The organism is Kitasatospora sp. NPDC127035 (assembly GCF_042726075.1).
Taxonomy (GTDB): domain Bacteria; phylum Actinomycetota; class Actinomycetes; order Streptomycetales; family Streptomycetaceae; genus Kitasatospora.
This window is the reverse complement of the sequence record NZ_JBHXDN010000018.1, coordinates 38,067-55,145: the sequence shown is the minus strand read 5'-3', so window position 1 is coordinate 55,145 and position 17,079 is coordinate 38,067. Positions and strand designations below refer to the sequence as shown.

Sequence of the window (17,079 nt, the reverse complement as noted above, 5' to 3'; positions counted from 1 at the left end):
GCATGCTCACGTTCGGCATGGAGGAGGAGTACCTCCTCCTCGACGCGGTGACCGGACGGCCCCGCGCCCGGGCCGTCCAGGTCCGGGACGCGGCCGGGCTGCAGCCCGCCCTGGACAGCGGCGAGGTGCAGCACGAGCTGCTCCAGGCCCAGCTTGAGGTGGCCACCCCGGTCTGCCACGACCTCGACGAGGGCGGCGGCCACCTCCTCCGGATGCGCCACGCACTGGGCCAGGCCGCCCGCGCGGACGGTTGCGTGCTCGCCGCCTGCGCCGCCGCCCCGTTCGCCGACGCCGACGGAGTGCCCGTCCCCGTCACACCCACGGCCCGCTACCGCGCCATGCGCGGCGACACCGGGCGCCTGACCGACGAGCAGCTGATCGCCGGCATGCACGTCCACATCGGCGTCCCCGACCGGTCCGCCGGCGTCACCGTGCTGAACCGGCTGCGCCCCTGGCTGCCGCTGCTGATCGCGTTCGCCGCCAACTCGCCCCTGTGGCACGGGACGGACACCGGTTTCGCCTCCTGGCGTACCCCGGTCTTCGGACGCTGGCCCGTCAGCGGGCCGCCCCCGCACTTCGACGGCGACCGCGACTACGACCGCCGCACCACGGCGCTCGTCCGCGACGGGCTGATCCCCGACATCGGACAGCTCTACTGGCACGTCCGGCTCTCCGAGCGGTACCCAACGGTCGAGACACGCGCCATGGACGTCCAGCTCCGGCCCGACGAGGCGGTCATGCTGGCCGGCGTGGTCCGTGCCCTGGCAACCCGTGCACTCGCCGACGAGCACGCGGGACGGCCGGGCCCGGCCGTCCTGCCGGAGCAGCTGGCGGCGGCCGTCTGGCACGGCGCCCGCCACGGCTGCACCGGCACCGTGTTCGACCCCCTCGCCGGCCGCCTGGTCGCCCCGGCCGCCGCGGCGGCGACGCTCCTGGAGCACGTGGACGCCGCTCTGGAGGCCGACGGCGAACACCGCCACGTCGTCCCGGTGCTGGAGCGCCTGCTGCGCGAGGGCAACGGCGCCGTGCGCCAGCGCCGCGTCCTGCGCGAGCACGGCCGACGGCAGCTCCTCGCGATGATCGCCGACCAGACCACCGGGGCCTGAACCGCACGGTAGCGGCGGGATCACGGCCCGCGACCCGGGTCAGGGGCGTCGCTCACGGTCCGAGGTGTCTTTCACCTCAGCCGTCTCGGCCGCCTCGTGAAAGGCGACGATCGCTTCACCGTTGGATCTCGCCCATTCGGTCAGCAGGGCGATGGGCTCCTCCAGGGTGCGCCCGAGCTCGGTCAGTCCGTATTCCACGCGGGGTGGCGCTTCGGCGTAGGTACGCCGCTCGACGAGCCCGTGGTCCTGGAGCCGGCGCAGCGTCTGCGTCAGTACCTTGCGCGAGACGCCGCCGATCAGCTCGACCAACTCGCCGTGCCGCAAGGGCCCGTCACTCAGCGCAAAGAGGGTGACCACGGCCCACTTGCCGGCGATGACCTCGACGGCCAGGCGGGCGGGGCAGTCGGAGAGGAAGACGGTTCCGGGACGGAGACTCATGAGCCGAACGGTACCTACAGGTACCTGTCGACCGCCTAACGTCGACGGCATGCGGCGCACCGTCCCGACGGGCGCCGAGGCCGAACCCGGCATCCTCTCGCCCCACTCGTACGACCCGAGACGGCGCCTTCCCTGCTGAACCGCCAACTCGGCTGCCCCGTGCCCGGGGTGTCCACCGCTCCGCACCCGCACGCGTGCACCTCCACCCTGCCGACAGAACCACTCGCTCACACCAAGGAAGCATCCGTGTCCCACTCGACCACCTACGTCCTCGTCCACGGCGCCTGGCACGACGGGCAGTCCTGGAACCGCGTCGCCCCGCTGCTCACCGCGCGGGGCCACCGTGTCTTCACTCCGTCCCTCACCGGCCACGGGGACAAGGCGCACCTGCTCAGCCCCGAGACCGGGCTCACCACCCACGTCGACGACATCGTCGGCCTCATCCTCGACCACGACCTCGGCGACGTCGTCCTCGCCGGGCACAGCTACGGGGGAATGGTCATCTCCGGCGTGGCGAACCGTGTCCCCCAGCGCATCTCCCGCCTGGTGTACATCGACGCGATGGTGCCGACGCACGGTGAGAACGCCATCGATGTCATGCCGTTCACCCAGGTCCTGATCGACGGTGCCGCCGGCAGTGCCCAGCCCTGGCGGATTCCGCCGCTGCCGGAGTTCCGCCCGCCGCTCGGCCTGTTCGGCGTCACCGACCCCGGCGACATCGCCTGGCTCAGGACCACGCTCTCGGACGAGTCGGTCCTCTGCTTCCAGCAGCCGGCCGAGATGGACAACCCCGCGCAGGCGCTGATCCCCCGGGTTCACATTCTCTGCGTCGGCAGCGAGCCCGAAGGCGTCACTCGCCGACCCGTCCCGAACACCCAGCCCAACGGCCGGCCGTCTCGCGTCTACGAGTTGGAGACCGGCCACGATTCCATGATCACCAAGCCCGTGGAGCTCAGCGACCTGCTGCAAAGAAGCGTCTGACGCGGCGGGGCCGCCGTCCGGATGAATCGACCGCCCGGGGGCCATACCCGACTCCGGGCGGGGTAGGCGGGGGCCCATGCGAGCTCTCGTCATCAACTGCACCCTCAAACCGTCCCCCGAGCCGTCGAACACCGATGCCCTGGCCGACGTCGTCGCGAACGAACTCACCAGCCTCGGTGTGGAGGTGGAAACCGTCCGCGCCGTCGACCTGGACATCCGGCCCGGAGTGGGGACGGACATGGGCCACGGAGACCAGTGGCCGCCCGTGCACGACAAGCTCACGTCCGCCGACATCCTGATCGTCGCCTCCCCGACCTGGGTCGGCCGCCCGTCCTCCGTGGCGCAGCGCGTCCTGGAGCGGATGGACGCGATGATCTCCGAGACGGACGACCGCGGAGTGCCAGTCGCCTACGGCAAGGTGGCCGGCGTCATCGTCACCGGGAACGAGGACGGCGCCCACCACGTCATCAGCGAGATCTCCGGCGGCCTGGTCGACATCGGTTACACGATTCCCGCCCAGGCCTGGACCTACTGGCACCTGGGCCCCGGTCCCGGCCCCGACTACCTGGACGACGACAAGGGCCACGACTGGGCCCACTCCACCGGTCGCACCATGGCCGCCAACCTCCACCACGTGGCCTCCGCCCTCACCGGGCGCCCCTGGCCGGCCCCTGCCGAGTGAGCCCGGGGCCCGTCCCGTCCGGGCATGACGGTGGCCGGCACCGAGTACTCGGTGCCGGCCACCGTCATGCCGCGGTCGTCGTCGTTCCGCGGTTCTCCGTTCGCCTGACCGGCAGCGCGCCCGGCGAACGCCCCGCGGGCCGATCAACCGGGCCGGTGCGAGCGGTCGCCGTGCCGGGGCCGGGCACCCGTACCCTGCTCGGCGTCGTCGTCGGCCGGTGGCGCGGCGTACGGGCTACGCGGGTCGGCGGCGGCGGCCGCACTCTCGGCGGTGGCGTCGTAGCCCTGCCGCACAGGGCCGCTGTCGGGGCGCTCCGGGTCGGACCCGTCCGCCGGGTCCCCGTCGTCGGAGGCATTGTCGGAGGCATTGTCGCCGTACGATCGGTCGGCGGGCGGCCCGGTTCCGGCGGCGGCCGCCCGCTCGTTCCGGTCCTCGTGCTGCGGGTCCTCGTCTGCCACGGGAGGCTCCTCGGGTTCGGTGGCGTGCCTGTCTCGTTCAGTGGCGTGACCCGTGCCGGGCCGACCCCGTCAGGCGCCGGCCGGCGCGGGGTGTCAGGGAAGCGGGGTACCGCCGGTCGCGTTGACGATCTCCGCGGTGATGTAGGAGGCCTCCTGGGAGGCGAGGAAGACGTACGCGGGCGCCATCTCGGCGGGCTGGGCGGCGCGGCCGAGCGGGGACTGCTCACCGAAGTGGGCGACCTTCTCCTCGTCCATGGTGGCCGGGATGAGCGGCGTCCACACCGGACCGGGGGCGACGGCGTTGACCCGGATGCCCTCGGGGGCGAGCTGCATCGCCAGGCCCTGGGTGAACGCGACGATCGCCGCCTTGGTCATGGCGTAGTCCAGCAGGTGGGGGCTGGGCTTGTACGCCTGGACGGAAGCGGTGTTCACGATGCTCGCGCCCTCCCCCAGGTGCGGCAGGGCGGCCCGGGTCAGCCAGAACATGCCGTACAGGTTGGTCTTCATCACCCGGTCGAACTGGTCGCTGGGGATCGCGGCGAGCCCTTCGGGCCTCGACATCTGGTAGGCGGCGTTGTTCACCAGGATGTCGAGGCCGCCGAAGTGGGCGGCGGCCCGGTCCGCCAGCCCGGTGCAGAAGTCCTCCTCCCGGATATCCCCCGCCACGGCCAGGGCCCTGCGGCCCGCCTCCGTGACGAGCCGCACCGTCTCCTGCGCGTCCTCGTGTTCCCCGGGTAGGTGGCAGAACGCCACATCGGCGCCCTCCCGCGCGAACGCCAGGGCCACGGCGCGTCCGATGCCCGAGTCGCCGCCGGTGATCAGGGCCCGACGGCCTGCCAGCCGCCCGCTGCCGCGGTAGGTGGCCTCGCCGTAGTCCGGTTCGGGCTCCATGGCCGCACCGCTGCCGGGGTGCGGCTGCGACTGCGCCGGGAACGGCGGCCCCGGGTACTGCTCGACCGGATTGCGCGGGGTGTACTGGTCCTTGCTCACATCACCACTTCCTCGACGGTCGCTGTCGGTGCCCGCCGCGCCGCCGTCCACTGCACGGCGGTGTGCCCGGGTCCGAACTCCAGGGGTCCGGTCAGCGGACGGACCCGGACGGCCCGGGGAAGCGGTCCCAGACCCGGTGTGCGGCGAGGAGGCCCACGACCCTGTCGACGACCTCCTCCCCCACGCCACCGAGGACGATGCCGGGGGCACCGGCGGGGATGCCGGCCGCTGTCAGGGCCTGCTCGGCGGTGCCCCAGCCGCCGATGGCCTTGGCGTGCCGCCACGCCTCGGCGAGCAGCAGGGTGATGCGCGGGTCGACCGGCGCACCCGGGTTGCCGGGCGCTCCCGCTTTGGCGTCCCGGCCGCCGTCGGCGTCCAGGCCGGGGGCGGGCGTTCCGGCGAGCAGGACGGCGTCGAACTCGGTCGAGCGGGCGGTGGCGAAGGTCCGCCGGACAGGGACGGGATCGACGCCCTCGGCCGTCAGCTCCCCTCCGGTCGGGGCGATCACCAGGGGCACCAGGCCGGCGTCGAGGACCGCGCGCCGTACGGCGGCGAGCTGTGCGAGGTCACCGGCGGGGTCGGCGACGATGCCGATGACGCGGCCGTCGGTCGGCCACTCCTGCCCCAGCTGGGACAGGGCCGGACTCGGCGCGGGGTCCGCGAGCGGCTCCGAGGCCTGCGGCGCGGGCAGGCCCAGCCCGTGCGCGACCTGTGCGCACAGGTACGGGTCGATGTTGGCGAGTGCCAGCAGGGCCCGTTCCTTGACGGCCTGGTGGTAGCACTTGTTCAGTTCGAAGGTGTACGCGGCGATGATGTGCTCGCGCTCGGGCGCGCTCATGCTCAGCCAGAACAGCCGGGCCTGGCTGAAGTGGTCGTCGAACGACGCCGGGGCCTCACGAACCTTGGACGCGGCCGCGATCGGGATGGGGTGCTCGATGAAGGCGTGGTCGCCGGCGCCGGCGAAGAAGGGGCAGCCGCCGTCGAGGGAGTTGGGCTTGTAGGGGGCGACGCCGCTGTGGACGGCGTCCTGGTGGAAGCCGTCGCGGAGCATGTCGTTGACGGGCGCGTGGGTGCGGTTGACCGGGATCTGCGCGAAGTTCGGGCCGCCGAGGCGGGTGATCTGGGTGTCGAGGTAGGAGAACAGGCGCCCGGCGAGCAGCGGGTCGTCGGTGACGTCGATGCCGGGGACGAGGTGCCCGGGGTGGAAGGCGACCTGCTCGGTCTCGGCGAAGAAGTTCGTCGGGTTGGCGTTGAGAGTCATCAGCCCGATCGGCTGCACGGGGGCGAGTTCCTCGGGGACGATCTTGGTGGGGTCGAGGAGGTCAATGCCCTCGAAGGTCTGCTCGGCGGTGTCGGGGAAGGTCTGGATGCCCAGCTCCCACTGCGGGAACGCGCCGGCCTCGATGGCGTCCGCGAGGTCGCGGCGGTGGAAGTCAGGGTCCGTGCCGGCGATCAGCTGGGCCTCCTCCCAGACCAGGGAGTGCACGCCGAGCCTCGGCTTCCAGTGGAACTTCACGAGGGTGGTGGCGCCGTCGGCGTCGACGAGGCGGAAGGTGTGGATACCGAAGCCCTCCATCGTCCGGTAGGAGCGGGGGATGCCGCGGTCCGACATGTTCCACAACGTGTGGTGGGTGGCCTCGGTGTGCAGGGACACGAAGTCCCAGAAGGTGTCGTGGGCGCTCTGCGCCTGCGGGATCTCCCGGTCCGGGTGCGGCTTGCCGGCGTGGATGACGTCGGGGAACTTGATCGCGTCCTGGATGAAGAACACCGGGATGTTGTTGCCGACGAGGTCGAAGACGCCTTCGGCGGTGTAGAACTTCGTCGCGAAGCCGCGGGTGTCACGCACGGTGTCGGCGGAGCCGCGCGAACCGAGGACGGTGGAGAACCGCACGAACACCGGCGTCTCCACGCCCTCCGCCAGGAACGCGGCCCTGCTGACTCCGGCCGCAGTACCGTATCCGCGGAACACGCCGTGGGCGGCGGCCCCGCGGGCGTGGACCACCCGCTCCGGGATCCGCTCGTGATCGAAGTGCGTGATCTTCTCGCGCAGGTGGTGGTCCTGCAACAGCACCGGACCGCGAGGACCGGCCTTCAGCGAGTGGTCGGAGTCCGGCAGCCGTGTGCCGTTCGCCGTGGTGAGGAAGCCGCCGTTCTGCGCCCGGACGTCGTCCACCGCCCCGCCGTCCCGTCCGGTGGCGGACAACGGCGCGGGCGCCCGCTGGTCGGGTGAAGGGGGAAGCGGGGCCCGGGGCTCGGTGGGCTCGGCCACCGGCGGCGGCTCCGTACCCGGTGCACCCGGGACCTTCGCCTCGGGACGGCTCGTCTCGTCGGTCAGGGCATCGATGACGGCGTCAGCCGCCCTCTTGAGGGGACCCGGCGTTTCCATGAGCGTTCTCACCTTCGGGTAGGGGTGGTGCGCAACCGCCACGGGGTCGGCGCGGTTCCTGAGGAGTCGTGCTCGGGTGGAGGGCTCCCGGGGGCGGGCCGTGTCCTGGGACCTCGCGGCCGCAGCAGCCGTGCCCCCGCTCCATCGCGTCTGCCCCGGTAGCGACGTACCAAGCAGATGCCTGCCCTGCAGTCCCGCGGCGGGACGGGGTGCGCGGAGGAAACGGGCTCAAGGCCACCGCGAAGTGCCGCCCGCACCCCGGGTGCGGAGGAACTCGACGGCACCCGTTTCCCACGGCGCGCCGGCGTTGCCGCCCCCGCCGTCGACGGCGTGTCCGTGGCTGCGGCCGTAGGAACCTGGACCGGCTGGGGACAGCCCCGGGGTTGTGAGGTGGCGGAGAGTTGCACCGTCCACCGGGCTGCCGAAGTCTGTGGCAACCGCTGCACGGCGCCACCGGCACAGGCTCGATCCTGCTGGACGGTGTCGAACCTCGCATCCCGACGGCTGTCCACGGCCGAGACGGTCGGCGGCCCGATCCTGAGGTTTCGGCATCGGGACGGCTTGTGGGACGGACGCGATCGTCGACCGCCTGCGGGAACCGTCAGGGCCCCGGGAATGCCTCCAGGACCTGCTGGAAGCCGCGACGGCGGTCGGCCGGGAACGCTGCCTGTCGTGCATCGACCGAGCCGCGTCGGTCTGTCCCGTCTCCGGTGCCCTCCCTCCCCACCGGACGTCATCCGCCGGTGGTGGCCCCTGACACACCCCCGCCACGCTCCGGCCGGTCGGGCAGTTCCGTCCACAGGTCGAGGAAGGCCCGCAAAGGCGCACACGGCCGGGTGCCCGCCCGCCACACGAACACCTTCCGCAACCGGATGGCGGGCTCCAGCGGCACGACGTCGAATCGACGGTCGGCGGCGAGGACCGGACTCGCGCGGGACGTCAGGGCGATCCCGATCCGCTCGGCCACCAGCGCGAGTTGGAGGGCGACGTCGTTCGTCGCGTAGGCGATGTCCAGCCGCAGCCCCTCCGCGGCGAAGGCCTCACGGATGAACACGTGCGCTCCGCTGTCGGAGCCGTAGCTGATGACCGGGCTCCGGACCACCTCGTCGAAGGTCATCGGACCGCTCGCGGGCCGGCTTCCGGCGGGGAGGACCGCGACGATCCGGTCCTCCAGCAGCACGCGCGAGGCGACGGCGGCGGGTCCGCCGTCCGGAGGTCCCGCGACCACGGCCGCGTCGATCGCCCCGTCGCGGACCCTCGCCAGCAGCGACGGGCTCGACGCCCCGACGAGACTCACCGCGACCCGCGGATACCGGCGGTGGTACTCCCCCAGCAACCGGGGGATGACGGTCCCTTCCAGGCCGCCGACTGTCCCGAGCGCGAACGAGCCGCCGAGCAGACCGGACCGGTCGGCGAACTCCAGGACGGCCGAGGCGGCCGACGCCAGACAGGCCCGGGCGTGCGGCAGCAGGGCGGTACCGCCGGAGGTGAGGACCACCTGCCGGGGCAGCCGTTCGAACAGGGGCTCTCCCAGCTCCTTCTCCAGGGCCTGGATCTGCTGGCTGATCGCGGGCTGCACGACGTGACAGCGGGCCGCCGCCTTCGTGAACGACCGCTCCTCCGCCACCGCCACGAAGTACTCAAGCGTACGGAGCTCCATGGCTGACACGCTATCAACTGCGCACCTGAGCGACCGGATTGCGCCCGACCCCGACCGATCGCGAGCCCGGAACGACGACCCCGGTCCGATCAGCGATCGTGACGGCTGCCATCACCGCCGTGTATTGGACGCGCGCGGCCGGGGCACCGAAGCTGGTGACAGGGCGTCGGCCGGACCGGGGCCCCGGCGAAGGGCGAGGACAGGCAGATGAGAGTGACCGTCGTCGGCGGCGGCATCGCCGGACTGACCTGCGCCCTGAGCCTGCACGCCGCCGGCTTCGCGCCACGGGTGTACGAAGCGGCACGGAAGGTCGAGGCGGTCGGCGTCGGGATCAACCTGTTGCCGCACGCCGTCCGGGAACTCTCCGAACTCGGCCTGGACGGCGAGCTGGCCTCCGTCGCACTGCCCCCGCACCGGTTGAGCTACCGGGACCGGACGGGCGAGACGGTCTGGGAGGAGCCGCTGGGACGCGCGGCCGGGTACCGCTGGCCGCAGTACTCGGTGCACCGCGGCCGACTGCAGATGCTGCTGCTGGCGGCGGTACGTGAGCGGCTGGGGCCGGACTCGGTCCGCACCGGTCTGCTGTTCCGGCGGTTCGAGCAGGATGCGGGCGGCGTCCGAGCCCACTTCCTGGACCGGTCGAGCGGTCGGCCCGTGGTCGACGACGCCGACGTGCTGGTCGGCGCGGACGGCATCGACTCCGTGGTCCGCGGCCGGTTGTACCCGGACGAGAGCGCCCCGAGCGGGAACGGCGTCCACATGTGGCGCGGGGTCGCACCGCACCCGCACATCCTCGACGGCCGTTCGATCGTGGTGGCCGGGGGCACCCCCGGTGCGAAGTTCGTCGCCTACCCGATCGAGGACCCCGCGACCGCGGGCGCCGATGCCCAGGTGAACTGGGTCCTGGAGGTACGGCACGGGCCGTCCGCCCCGCCTCCGGGTGGCCCCGGCCGTCGTGTCACCGAGGCGGAGGCCCGCGCCGGACTGTCGTCGTGGAACCTGCCGTGGATCGACCTCACGAAACTCGCCGAACGCTCCACGGCGATCGTCGAGTACCCGATGACCGACCGTGCCCCCCTGCCGCGCTGGAGCTTCGGACGGGTCACCCTCCTCGGTGACGCCGCACACCCGATGTTCCCCATGGGCATGAACGGCGGCTCGCAGTCCGTCGTCGACGGCCGCGTGCTGGCCTGGTGCCTGGCCCGTGACGACGACGCCGAGGCCGCGCTCCGCCGCTACGACCGGATGCGCCGGCCGGCCGTCAACGCGATCGTGCTGGCCAACCGGGACCTGGGGCCGGAGGAGACCATCGCGCGAGCCGAGGAGCACGGCGGGGCGCTGCCCGTCGGGGAGGCCGAGAGGATCGCGACCCGCTACAAGACGCTGGCCGGGGCCACCGTGACCCAGGTCAACACCCACCCGTCCTGGACGGTCCCTGCCGTCTCCGGTCAGGAGCGGCTCGTCAAGGGGCAGTGACGGGCCCGGACCCTCGTTCCGGCGGACCCGGACGGACCCCTCTCGGGCGGGGCCGGGCACCACAGCCCGCACCTCGAACCCGGTCCGGCATCGGCCTACGCCAGGCGGGGCAGCCGCGGACGACGGTGCTCGACCGAGGCCGTCCGGAGCCCCGCCGCACCTCCCGGTGGACGGTCATGGACATGTCTACCGTTCGGGTCCGCCGACCCGGGCGCCGGGCCGGATCCGCGTGCTAGAACCGGCAGCGGGCGTGAATCCGCGCCCCGCAGCACCGTGCGACCCCATGCCACCGACCACGCCTCGGGAGACTCATGTCCGCCGCACGCACCTCACGCACCCGCCCGGTCCGTCTGCTGCTCGCCGCCCTCGCCGCCCTGACGCTGCTGCTCTCCGGAGCAGCGGGCGCGACCGCCGCGACCACCTCCACCACGGCCGTCACCGGCCTGGACGGCGTCTGGGCCTGCACCGTGCCCGCCGGTTACGTCTTCGACCAGGTCGTCCAGGACACCCAGTGCAGCTCGGGCAGTTGGACCGCACCCCGGTTCCACCTGCGCACCCCGGTCGACGGGCTGACCTCGTGCCGTCAGGCGCCGGGCTTCACCTACGACTTGATCACCTACACCTACGGCTGCAGCCAGCAGCCGAGCGTGCCCTCGACGACCTTCCGCATCCGGGTCCCGGTGAACGGTTTGTGGGCCTGCGTCGTCCCGGCCGGCTTCACGTACAGCTTGAAGACGACCACCACGGACTGCAGCTACAACCCCGGCGTCCCGTCCACGAAGTACCAACTGCTCGGCTGAGCCCGCTCGTACGGGTGGCGCGGGCCTCGCGCCACCCGTACGACGGACCGCCCTGCCGCCGGTTCGCCCCGTGGGCCTCGAACTCTCCCGGCCGGCAGCCGACGCGGGACGCCGGCGGCGGGAGGGCGGCGGCGGGCGCCCGGAGCGGGAGGGCGGCGGCGGGCGGGCGGCGGCTCAGACGACCAGGACCCGGCGCCCGCGGGTGTGCCCGGCGCGGCTGTCGGTATGCGCCGCCGCCGCCTCGGTGAGCGGGTACGACTTCTCGACCGGGATGTGGAGCCTGCCCCGGGAGATGAGGTCGACGGCCTCGGCGAGCGCGTCCGGCACGCTCCCGGCCACGCCGGAGAACCGGACGCCCAGCTGCGGCGCACCGAGGTCGGCGATGGAGACGACCTTGCGCGGGTCCCCGGTCAGCTCGACGAGTTCGCGGATCACGCCCGAGCCGGCCAGGTCGAGGGCCGCGTCGACCCGGCCCAGGTGCCGCACCCGTTCGACCCAGCCGTCGTGGTAGGTCGTGGCGAGGGCGCCCAGGCCGCGCAGGTAGTCCTGGTTCGCGACCCCGGCCGTGCCGATCACCGCGATGCCGCGCGCGCGGGCGATCTGCAGCACCGCCGACCCGACGCCGCCGGACGCGCCGCTGACCAGCAGCGTCTGCCCGGGTCGCACGCCGACCTCGCGGATGACGCGCAGCGCGGTCTCCACCACCGACGGGTAGCCGGCCGCCTCCTCGAAGGTCAGCCCCTCGGGCATCCGGGCCCAGGCCGACAGCACGGCGAATTCGGCGTACGTGTCGGCGCCCTCGCCGAACACGCGGTCGCCGATCCCGATCCCTTCGACGCCCTCGCCGACCTCGTCCACCACCCCGGCGGCGTCCAGGCCGACCCCGGCGGGCAGCTCGACCGGATGGGCTCCCAGGACCTGGCCCTCCCGGATCCTCCAGTCGACGGGGTTGACACCCGCCGCCCGCACGGCGATGCGTATCCGACCGGGGCTCGCGTGGGGCTCCTCGGCCTCCACCAGGTGCAGGACCTCGGGACCGCCGAACTCGGCGAAGCTGATTTTCCTCATACGACCGAAGATAGCCCTAACCGTTAGCGTTTCACAACGGTGAGGGATTCCTACCTGATAGTGTCAGGACATGATCGAGCCGCCCGGACGCCGCGAACGCAAGAAGGCCGCGACCCGTCAGAAGATCGCTGACACCGCGCTGCACCTCTTCCTGGAGCGCGGGTACGACGCCGTGGGCATCCGCGACGTGGCGACCGAGGCCGACGTGGCCGTCACCACCGTCTTCGCCCACTTCGCCTCGAAGGAGGCGCTGGTGTTCGAGCGCGACCGGGACTTCGAGCAGCGCCTCACGCGGGCGGTGACCGACCGGCCTCCGCACGAGCCGCTCATCCCGGCGCTGCACCGCGAGGTCCAGGCCCAGGTGCGGCACTGCACGGCGGAGGGCAGTGCCCCCCTCCGACGCATGATCGAGGGATCACCCGCCCTTCAGGAGTACGAGGAGTCGATGAGCCTGCGTCACGCGCAGGCGCTGGCGGCGGCGCTGGCCGCCGATCCCCACCTGTCCCGGAGCGCGACGGCCTGCCGGGCGACCGCGCGGTTCGCCATCGACGCCTACGCGCTGGGCTGCCGGGCGGACGATCCCGGGGCCACGGTGGACGAGGTCTTCCGGATGATCGAGGCGGCCTGGGAGGCCACCGCGCCCTGAGCCGGGTGCCACCGCGGCCAAGGGCCGCGTGTCACACCGCGCGGCCCTGTGCGGTCAGTCGGGTGGAACGCGGCGCATGCCGCGTTCTCACCTCACCGAAGCCGCTGGAGGTCGGAAAGCCGTGCTGGCAAGAACCCGCCGGAGCAGGATCGCGCACCGTATGAAGGTGTTCCTGGTCGCCGCTCTCGCCGTCGCCGCCACTGGGGTCTGGGCACAACCCGCAGCTGCGGATGTCCGGCCCGGCCAGTGGAGGTACCTGCACACCAAGATCATCCAAGACGCCGCGTCGGACATCTCGGGTGAAACCGAGTACACGAACGTCGTCACCGCCATCCGTCAAGCCGCGGGTCACCCGTTCGACGGCGACATCCGCGAGATCCAGGACCACGCGGGCGGGCTCATCGTCCTCGAAATCGAGGGCGAACTGAGCCAGCTGCGGGGCACGCTCCTGATCAACCCGCAGTCGCTCTACATCGCAGGGTTCGTGACCGCCCACAACGCCTACTTCTACTTCCGGGACGCCGCCCCCAGCGTCATCTCGGAGATCCATCAACTGGCCCTGTCGCAGAACGGCCGCGCCCTCCCGCTCCAGATGAACGGCAGCTGGGGCGACTGGGAGCAGCGGATCAACGCGTCGGGCGTCGGGCTCCAGAGGAACTTCAACACCGCGGACTTCGGCAGTGCCAGCTGGTACCTCTGGAGGATGACCGTCGGTGCCCACCACGATCACCTCCCCCAGATCGCGGAAGCCATGCGCACCCTGGCCGCCGCCTACGAACTGGGCGTGCGCTGGACCAGCTTCCGTGACGACGTCGCCCGCGCGATGGGGCGGACCACCTACGAGACGAGGACCTCGGTCTACGACGAGGGGTCGATGGAGGTCCGTCGCGCCTGGGCGCGTTGGACCAACTGGGCCGCCCGGCACGCGGAGTGGTGGAGGAACCACCGGGCCGCCGAGGCCGCGACCCGGCTCCCGGAGAACTTCGAGATCGGCCCGATCAACGGGACTCTCCGCACCATGGGGGACATCCACCGGGAGATCCGGATGACCCCGTACCTCGGGCCCTCCCGCTAGACCGCCGGAGCCCGCCGAGCCGGCTCGGGGCCCGGCCGGACGTCGCTACGACGTCCGGCCGGGCCCTGTTGCTCCTGCCGGCCCTGCCGAGACCGCGGGCGGCAGGCCGCCTCGGGCCGTGCGGGCCCGCCGCCCGCACGAAGGGCCCGGCCCGGGGGAGCAACTCCTCCCCGGGCCGGGCCCTTCGCCCGACGCGGCCCCTACCGCATCTCGCGTCCCTGGTTGTTCGTGAGGATCCGGAGCGTGGAGACCACGTCGGAGACGGTGCGCAGCGTGCCGTTCACGGGTCCCAGGTGGACGGGGTAGGGCAGGACCGCGCCGCCTGCCGTCCGGTCGTCCGCCAGGAAGGGGATGTTGAGCAGGGCGTCGTTGTTGATCTTCTCCCAGTTGGAGCGGAGCTCTCTGGTGCGGTTGTCGAGGACGACCGCCGAGGAGGTGCTGTTGGCGAGGGCGTCGCCCACGCGGTCGCGGAAGAGCGTGAGGTGGGGAGCCTGGGCGTAGGCCGGGCTCAGGGCGAGCAGGTACTGGGCGGTCTGGGGGAGGAAGCGGTCGATGTACTCCGGCCCGGGCGAGTTGCCCAGCGACGTGGCCATGTCGCGGAACGATCGGGTGCCGATGCTCGTGGGGGCGGGCAGGCCCCCGCCGGTGGCTGCGTCGTACCACGCGTCGAACGATCCGGACAGGTGCATCCGGTGGGTACTCGCCCCGATCGACCTCGCGTACCCCTTCATCTCCGAGACCATGTCCGGGTTGGCGTCGCTGAAGTAGTACACGTCCTGGTTGCGGGTGTGGAAGCCCGTGAGGTACCCGCTGTGGGGGTTCAGGAACAGCGTGACGAGCCGGGCACTCGCGTGGTTGCGGACGTCGATGCCGATGATGCCGTCGCTGTCCGCCTGGCTCAGGCGCACATCGCCGCGGACCGTCGGGCCCGCCATCCAGTTGCGGATCTGGGTGACAGCGGAGTAGTACAGGTCCCTGCCGAACGCTCCGCCCGGGTGGGCGGGATCGTCGTCCAGCTTGTGGATGACCCAGGTCACCTTGTCGGGGGGCACGGCCGGGGCGGCCGGCCGGGTGCCGAGTGCGGTGAGCGCGAGGGCGGCGGTGAGGACGACGGCCGCCGGCCGTACGGTCCGTCTGGTGGTGGGTTTCGGCTTCACGCTCAACTGACAGCTCAGGTGGCGTGTTTGTGACGCGCGCCGGTGGGCGTCGGCCGTCGCGGCGGGCGCGGGTGCCGCCGGCTGTCACACCGGGCGGTCCCGCACGGTCATCTGTGGCGAGCGCGGTCGTCGTCGACGGGCGGTCCGGGGAACTCCGTTCACACGTCCGCACCGTGGCGGCCCAGGTCGCCGACGGCCACCGAGGGCCACCGACGGGCCCCGGCCCGCGCGGCCCCTCGCCCGCGCCCGACTCCGCTCCCCCGCCCGCAGAGCCCTCAGCCGGAGGTAACACCGTGCGACGCCGGACCTTCCTGCGGATCCCCTCCGCTCTCCCCCTCACCACCACGGCCATCACCGTCACCGCGGCGACCGCGGCCAGCCTGACGGACGCGGTCGCCGCCGACGTGCTGCCCGGCCGGGCCGCGGTCCTGGAGTCGGTGCGCCGGGTGAACGACCACTGGATCAACGCCCACACCGATCCCGGTGACAACCTCTGGGCCCGTGCCACCTACTTCAGCGGCGACCTGGCCGCCTACCGGCTGACGGGCGAGCGACGCTATCTCGCGTACGCCGAGTCCTGGGCGGAGAAGCACGACTACGGCCTCGCCGGCGGTGTGACCACGCGGCACGCCGACCACCACAACGCCGGCCAGGTGTACCTGGACCTCCACGAGGCACTCGGCGGAGAGGAGCGGATCGCGGCCATCGAGTCGTCCCTGCACCGGATGGTCCACACCGACCGGCCCGAGAAGACGGACGACTGGTGGTGGGCGGACGCCCTGTACATGGCGATGCCCTCGGTGGCCCGGCTCGGCGCGCTACGCGGCGACACCGCGTACTGGGCGAAGATGTACGCGCTGTACCACCACACCAAACGGGTCCAGGGCGGTGGGCTGTACGACTACACGCACGAGCTCTGGTACCGCGACGGCACCTGGTCCCCCGGCGGCTCCGGCCGGCTGTCGCCGGACGGCAGGCCCGTGTTCTGGTCCCGGGGCAACGGGTGGGCCTACGCCGCCCACGCCAAGGTGCTCTCCGTCCTCCCCTCCACCGACAAACGGGCTCCGGAGTACCGGTGGAACATGCAGGGCATCAGCCGCGCCCTGCTGGCCTCGCAGCGCCCGGACGGCTTCTGGAACCCCTCCCTGGGCGACCCGCGACACCTGCCCGGCAAGGAGTCCAGCGGAACGGCCCTGTTCTGCTACGGCCTGGCCTACGCCATCCGCACCGGCCTGATCGACCGGAGCACCTACCTGCCCGTCCTCGCCAGGGGCTGGAACGCGCTCGTGCGCGACGCCGTGCACCCGGACGGACGGCTGGGCTGGGTCCAGGGCATTGGGGACCGCCCGGAATCGAGCCGGCCGATCACCTACGAGACCACCGCCGACTTCGCGGTCGGCGCCTTCCTGATGGCCGGCTCGCAGGTCGCGCGACTGGCCCCGTGAGCGCGCAGCACCACCCGCGGGCCACCACCCGGCGGCGCCGGGACCAGGAGCGACTCCAGGGAGCCGACGTCGCCGGTCCGGGCCGCCGCGACGAAGGCCTCCAGCAGCGCCCGGAGCTCCCGCGCGTCCGCCGTCTCCCGCTGCCCCTCCGCGAGGGCACGCCGGGCCCGGCTCACGATCTGGCGGACGTTGACGACGCTGAGACGCAGCATGTCGGCGATGTCCGCGTAGGAGTACTCGAAGGCCTCGCGCAGGATGTACACCGCCCGCTCCCTGGACGTGAGCCTCTCCAGGACCAGGAGCAGCGCGAGTTCCAGCTCCTCGGCCCGCTGCACACCGGCCTCCGGGTCGGCCTCGGGGTCGGCGGCGGTGTCGACCGGCTCGGGCAGCCAGGGGCCGAGGGAGATCTGCCGGCGCGAGCGGGCGGACTGGACCACGTTGATGGCCATCCGGGCGGTGGCGCGCGACAGGAAGGCCACGGGGCTGACCACCGCCGAGCGGTCGGTCCGCTGCCAGCGCAGCCACACGTCCTGGACCACGTCCTCCGCCTCGACCGCGCTGGCCAGCATCCGGTACGCGATGCCGAAGAGGTACGGGCGCAGCCCCTCGAAGACGGCTGCGGCCTCGTCCAACGTATCCTCCCCGGCGCGCTGTTGGGGATGTGTACACGTCGCGGACAGGTCGTCGGACACGGTCACCACGGCTCCGTTT

General features: G+C 72.7%; 16 protein-coding genes. 8 read left to right on the top strand and 8 right to left on the bottom strand.

Translation table 11 applies throughout. The annotated features are described in order from the left end of the window. Positions 1–2: 2 nt before the first annotated feature. Positions 3–1,106, top strand: a complete 1,104-nt coding sequence (locus ACFWIC_RS15300) for a glutamate--cysteine ligase (protein WP_380518780.1) — start codon at positions 3–5, stop codon at positions 1,104–1,106. 39 nt (positions 1,107–1,145) lie between these two features. Here the strand turns inward: ACFWIC_RS15300 and ACFWIC_RS15295 are convergent, their stop codons facing one another. Further along, entirely contained in the window at positions 1,146–1,544 is a 399-nt protein-coding gene (locus ACFWIC_RS15295) for a winged helix-turn-helix transcriptional regulator (RefSeq protein ID WP_380518777.1), read from the bottom strand. A gap of 246 nt (positions 1,545–1,790) precedes the next feature. On the opposite strand from ACFWIC_RS15295, the gene ACFWIC_RS15290 reads away from it, so the two are divergent. Together ACFWIC_RS15290 and ACFWIC_RS15285 are read left to right on the top strand one after the other, a co-directional pair. Further along, complete coding sequence (locus tag ACFWIC_RS15290) at positions 1,791–2,525, top strand: alpha/beta fold hydrolase (RefSeq protein WP_380518774.1); 735 nt, start codon at positions 1,791–1,793, stop codon at positions 2,523–2,525. A gap of 76 nt (positions 2,526–2,601) precedes the next feature. Further along, complete coding sequence (locus ACFWIC_RS15285; protein ID WP_380518772.1) at positions 2,602–3,207, top strand: flavodoxin family protein; 606 nt, start codon at positions 2,602–2,604, stop codon at positions 3,205–3,207. A 143-nt stretch (positions 3,208–3,350) separates the two neighbouring features. Here ACFWIC_RS15285 and ACFWIC_RS15280 read toward each other — a convergent pair whose 3' ends face one another. From ACFWIC_RS15280 to ACFWIC_RS15265, 4 genes are all read right to left on the bottom strand, one after another. Further along, a complete protein-coding gene (locus ACFWIC_RS15280; RefSeq protein WP_380518769.1) occupies positions 3,351–3,665 on the bottom strand; it encodes a hypothetical protein in 315 nt (104 codons plus the stop codon). A 93-nt stretch (positions 3,666–3,758) separates the two neighbouring features. After that, the gene (locus ACFWIC_RS15275; RefSeq protein ID WP_380361339.1) at positions 3,759–4,655 is read right to left on the bottom strand and encodes an SDR family oxidoreductase; all 897 of its coding nucleotides are present in this window, start codon (positions 4,653–4,655) and stop codon (positions 3,759–3,761) included. Positions 4,656–4,746: 91 nt separating this feature from the next. Further along, complete coding sequence (locus ACFWIC_RS15270; RefSeq protein ID WP_380518766.1) at positions 4,747–7,041, bottom strand: catalase; 2,295 nt, start codon at positions 7,039–7,041, stop codon at positions 4,747–4,749. 733 nt (positions 7,042–7,774) lie between these two features. Further along, positions 7,775–8,701: a LysR family transcriptional regulator gene (locus tag ACFWIC_RS15265; RefSeq protein ID WP_380361341.1), complete on the bottom strand. Its 927-nt coding sequence runs from the start codon at positions 8,699–8,701 to the stop codon at positions 7,775–7,777. Positions 8,702–8,908: 207 nt separating this feature from the next. Between ACFWIC_RS15265 and ACFWIC_RS15260 the strand changes: the two genes are divergently transcribed. Together ACFWIC_RS15260 and ACFWIC_RS15255 are read left to right on the top strand one after the other, a co-directional pair. Further along, positions 8,909–10,177 carry an FAD-dependent monooxygenase gene (locus ACFWIC_RS15260; protein ID WP_380361342.1) on the top strand — a complete coding sequence of 423 codons (1,269 nt, stop codon included), beginning with the start codon at positions 8,909–8,911 and terminating at the stop codon, positions 10,175–10,177. Between the two features lie 311 nt (positions 10,178–10,488). Further along, positions 10,489–10,977, top strand: coding sequence for a hypothetical protein (locus tag ACFWIC_RS15255; RefSeq protein WP_380361343.1), 489 nt, complete (start codon positions 10,489–10,491; stop codon positions 10,975–10,977). 174 nt (positions 10,978–11,151) lie between these two features. Here the strand turns inward: ACFWIC_RS15255 and ACFWIC_RS15250 are convergent, their stop codons facing one another. Continuing rightward, complete coding sequence (locus ACFWIC_RS15250) at positions 11,152–12,045, bottom strand: NADP-dependent oxidoreductase (RefSeq protein ID WP_380518761.1); 894 nt, start codon at positions 12,043–12,045, stop codon at positions 11,152–11,154. Positions 12,046–12,115: 70 nt separating this feature from the next. Between ACFWIC_RS15250 and ACFWIC_RS15245 the strand changes: the two genes are divergently transcribed. Continuing rightward, positions 12,116–12,691, top strand: a complete 576-nt coding sequence (locus ACFWIC_RS15245) for a TetR/AcrR family transcriptional regulator (protein WP_380518759.1) — start codon at positions 12,116–12,118, stop codon at positions 12,689–12,691. 160 nt (positions 12,692–12,851) lie between these two features. Then, positions 12,852–13,766 carry a hypothetical protein gene (locus ACFWIC_RS15240; RefSeq protein ID WP_380518756.1) on the top strand — a complete coding sequence of 305 codons (915 nt, stop codon included), beginning with the start codon at positions 12,852–12,854 and terminating at the stop codon, positions 13,764–13,766. Between the two features lie 200 nt (positions 13,767–13,966). Here ACFWIC_RS15240 and ACFWIC_RS15235 read toward each other — a convergent pair whose 3' ends face one another. Continuing rightward, positions 13,967–14,923 carry a ribosome-inactivating family protein gene (locus ACFWIC_RS15235; RefSeq protein ID WP_380518753.1) on the bottom strand — a complete coding sequence of 319 codons (957 nt, stop codon included), beginning with the start codon at positions 14,921–14,923 and terminating at the stop codon, positions 13,967–13,969. A gap of 293 nt (positions 14,924–15,216) precedes the next feature. Here ACFWIC_RS15235 and ACFWIC_RS15230 point away from each other — a divergent pair, with 293 nt between their 5' ends. Then, on the top strand, positions 15,217–16,368 hold the full coding sequence (locus tag ACFWIC_RS15230; protein ID WP_380518750.1) for a glycoside hydrolase family 88 protein: 1,152 nt from the start codon (positions 15,217–15,219) through the stop codon (positions 16,366–16,368). On the opposite strand, the gene ACFWIC_RS15225 is transcribed toward ACFWIC_RS15230, so the two are convergent. After that, the gene (locus ACFWIC_RS15225; protein WP_380361348.1) at positions 16,293–17,000 is read right to left on the bottom strand and encodes a sigma-70 family RNA polymerase sigma factor; all 708 of its coding nucleotides are present in this window, start codon (positions 16,998–17,000) and stop codon (positions 16,293–16,295) included. The genes ACFWIC_RS15230 and ACFWIC_RS15225 overlap by 76 nt on opposite strands. Positions 17,001–17,079: the final 79 nt, after the last annotated feature.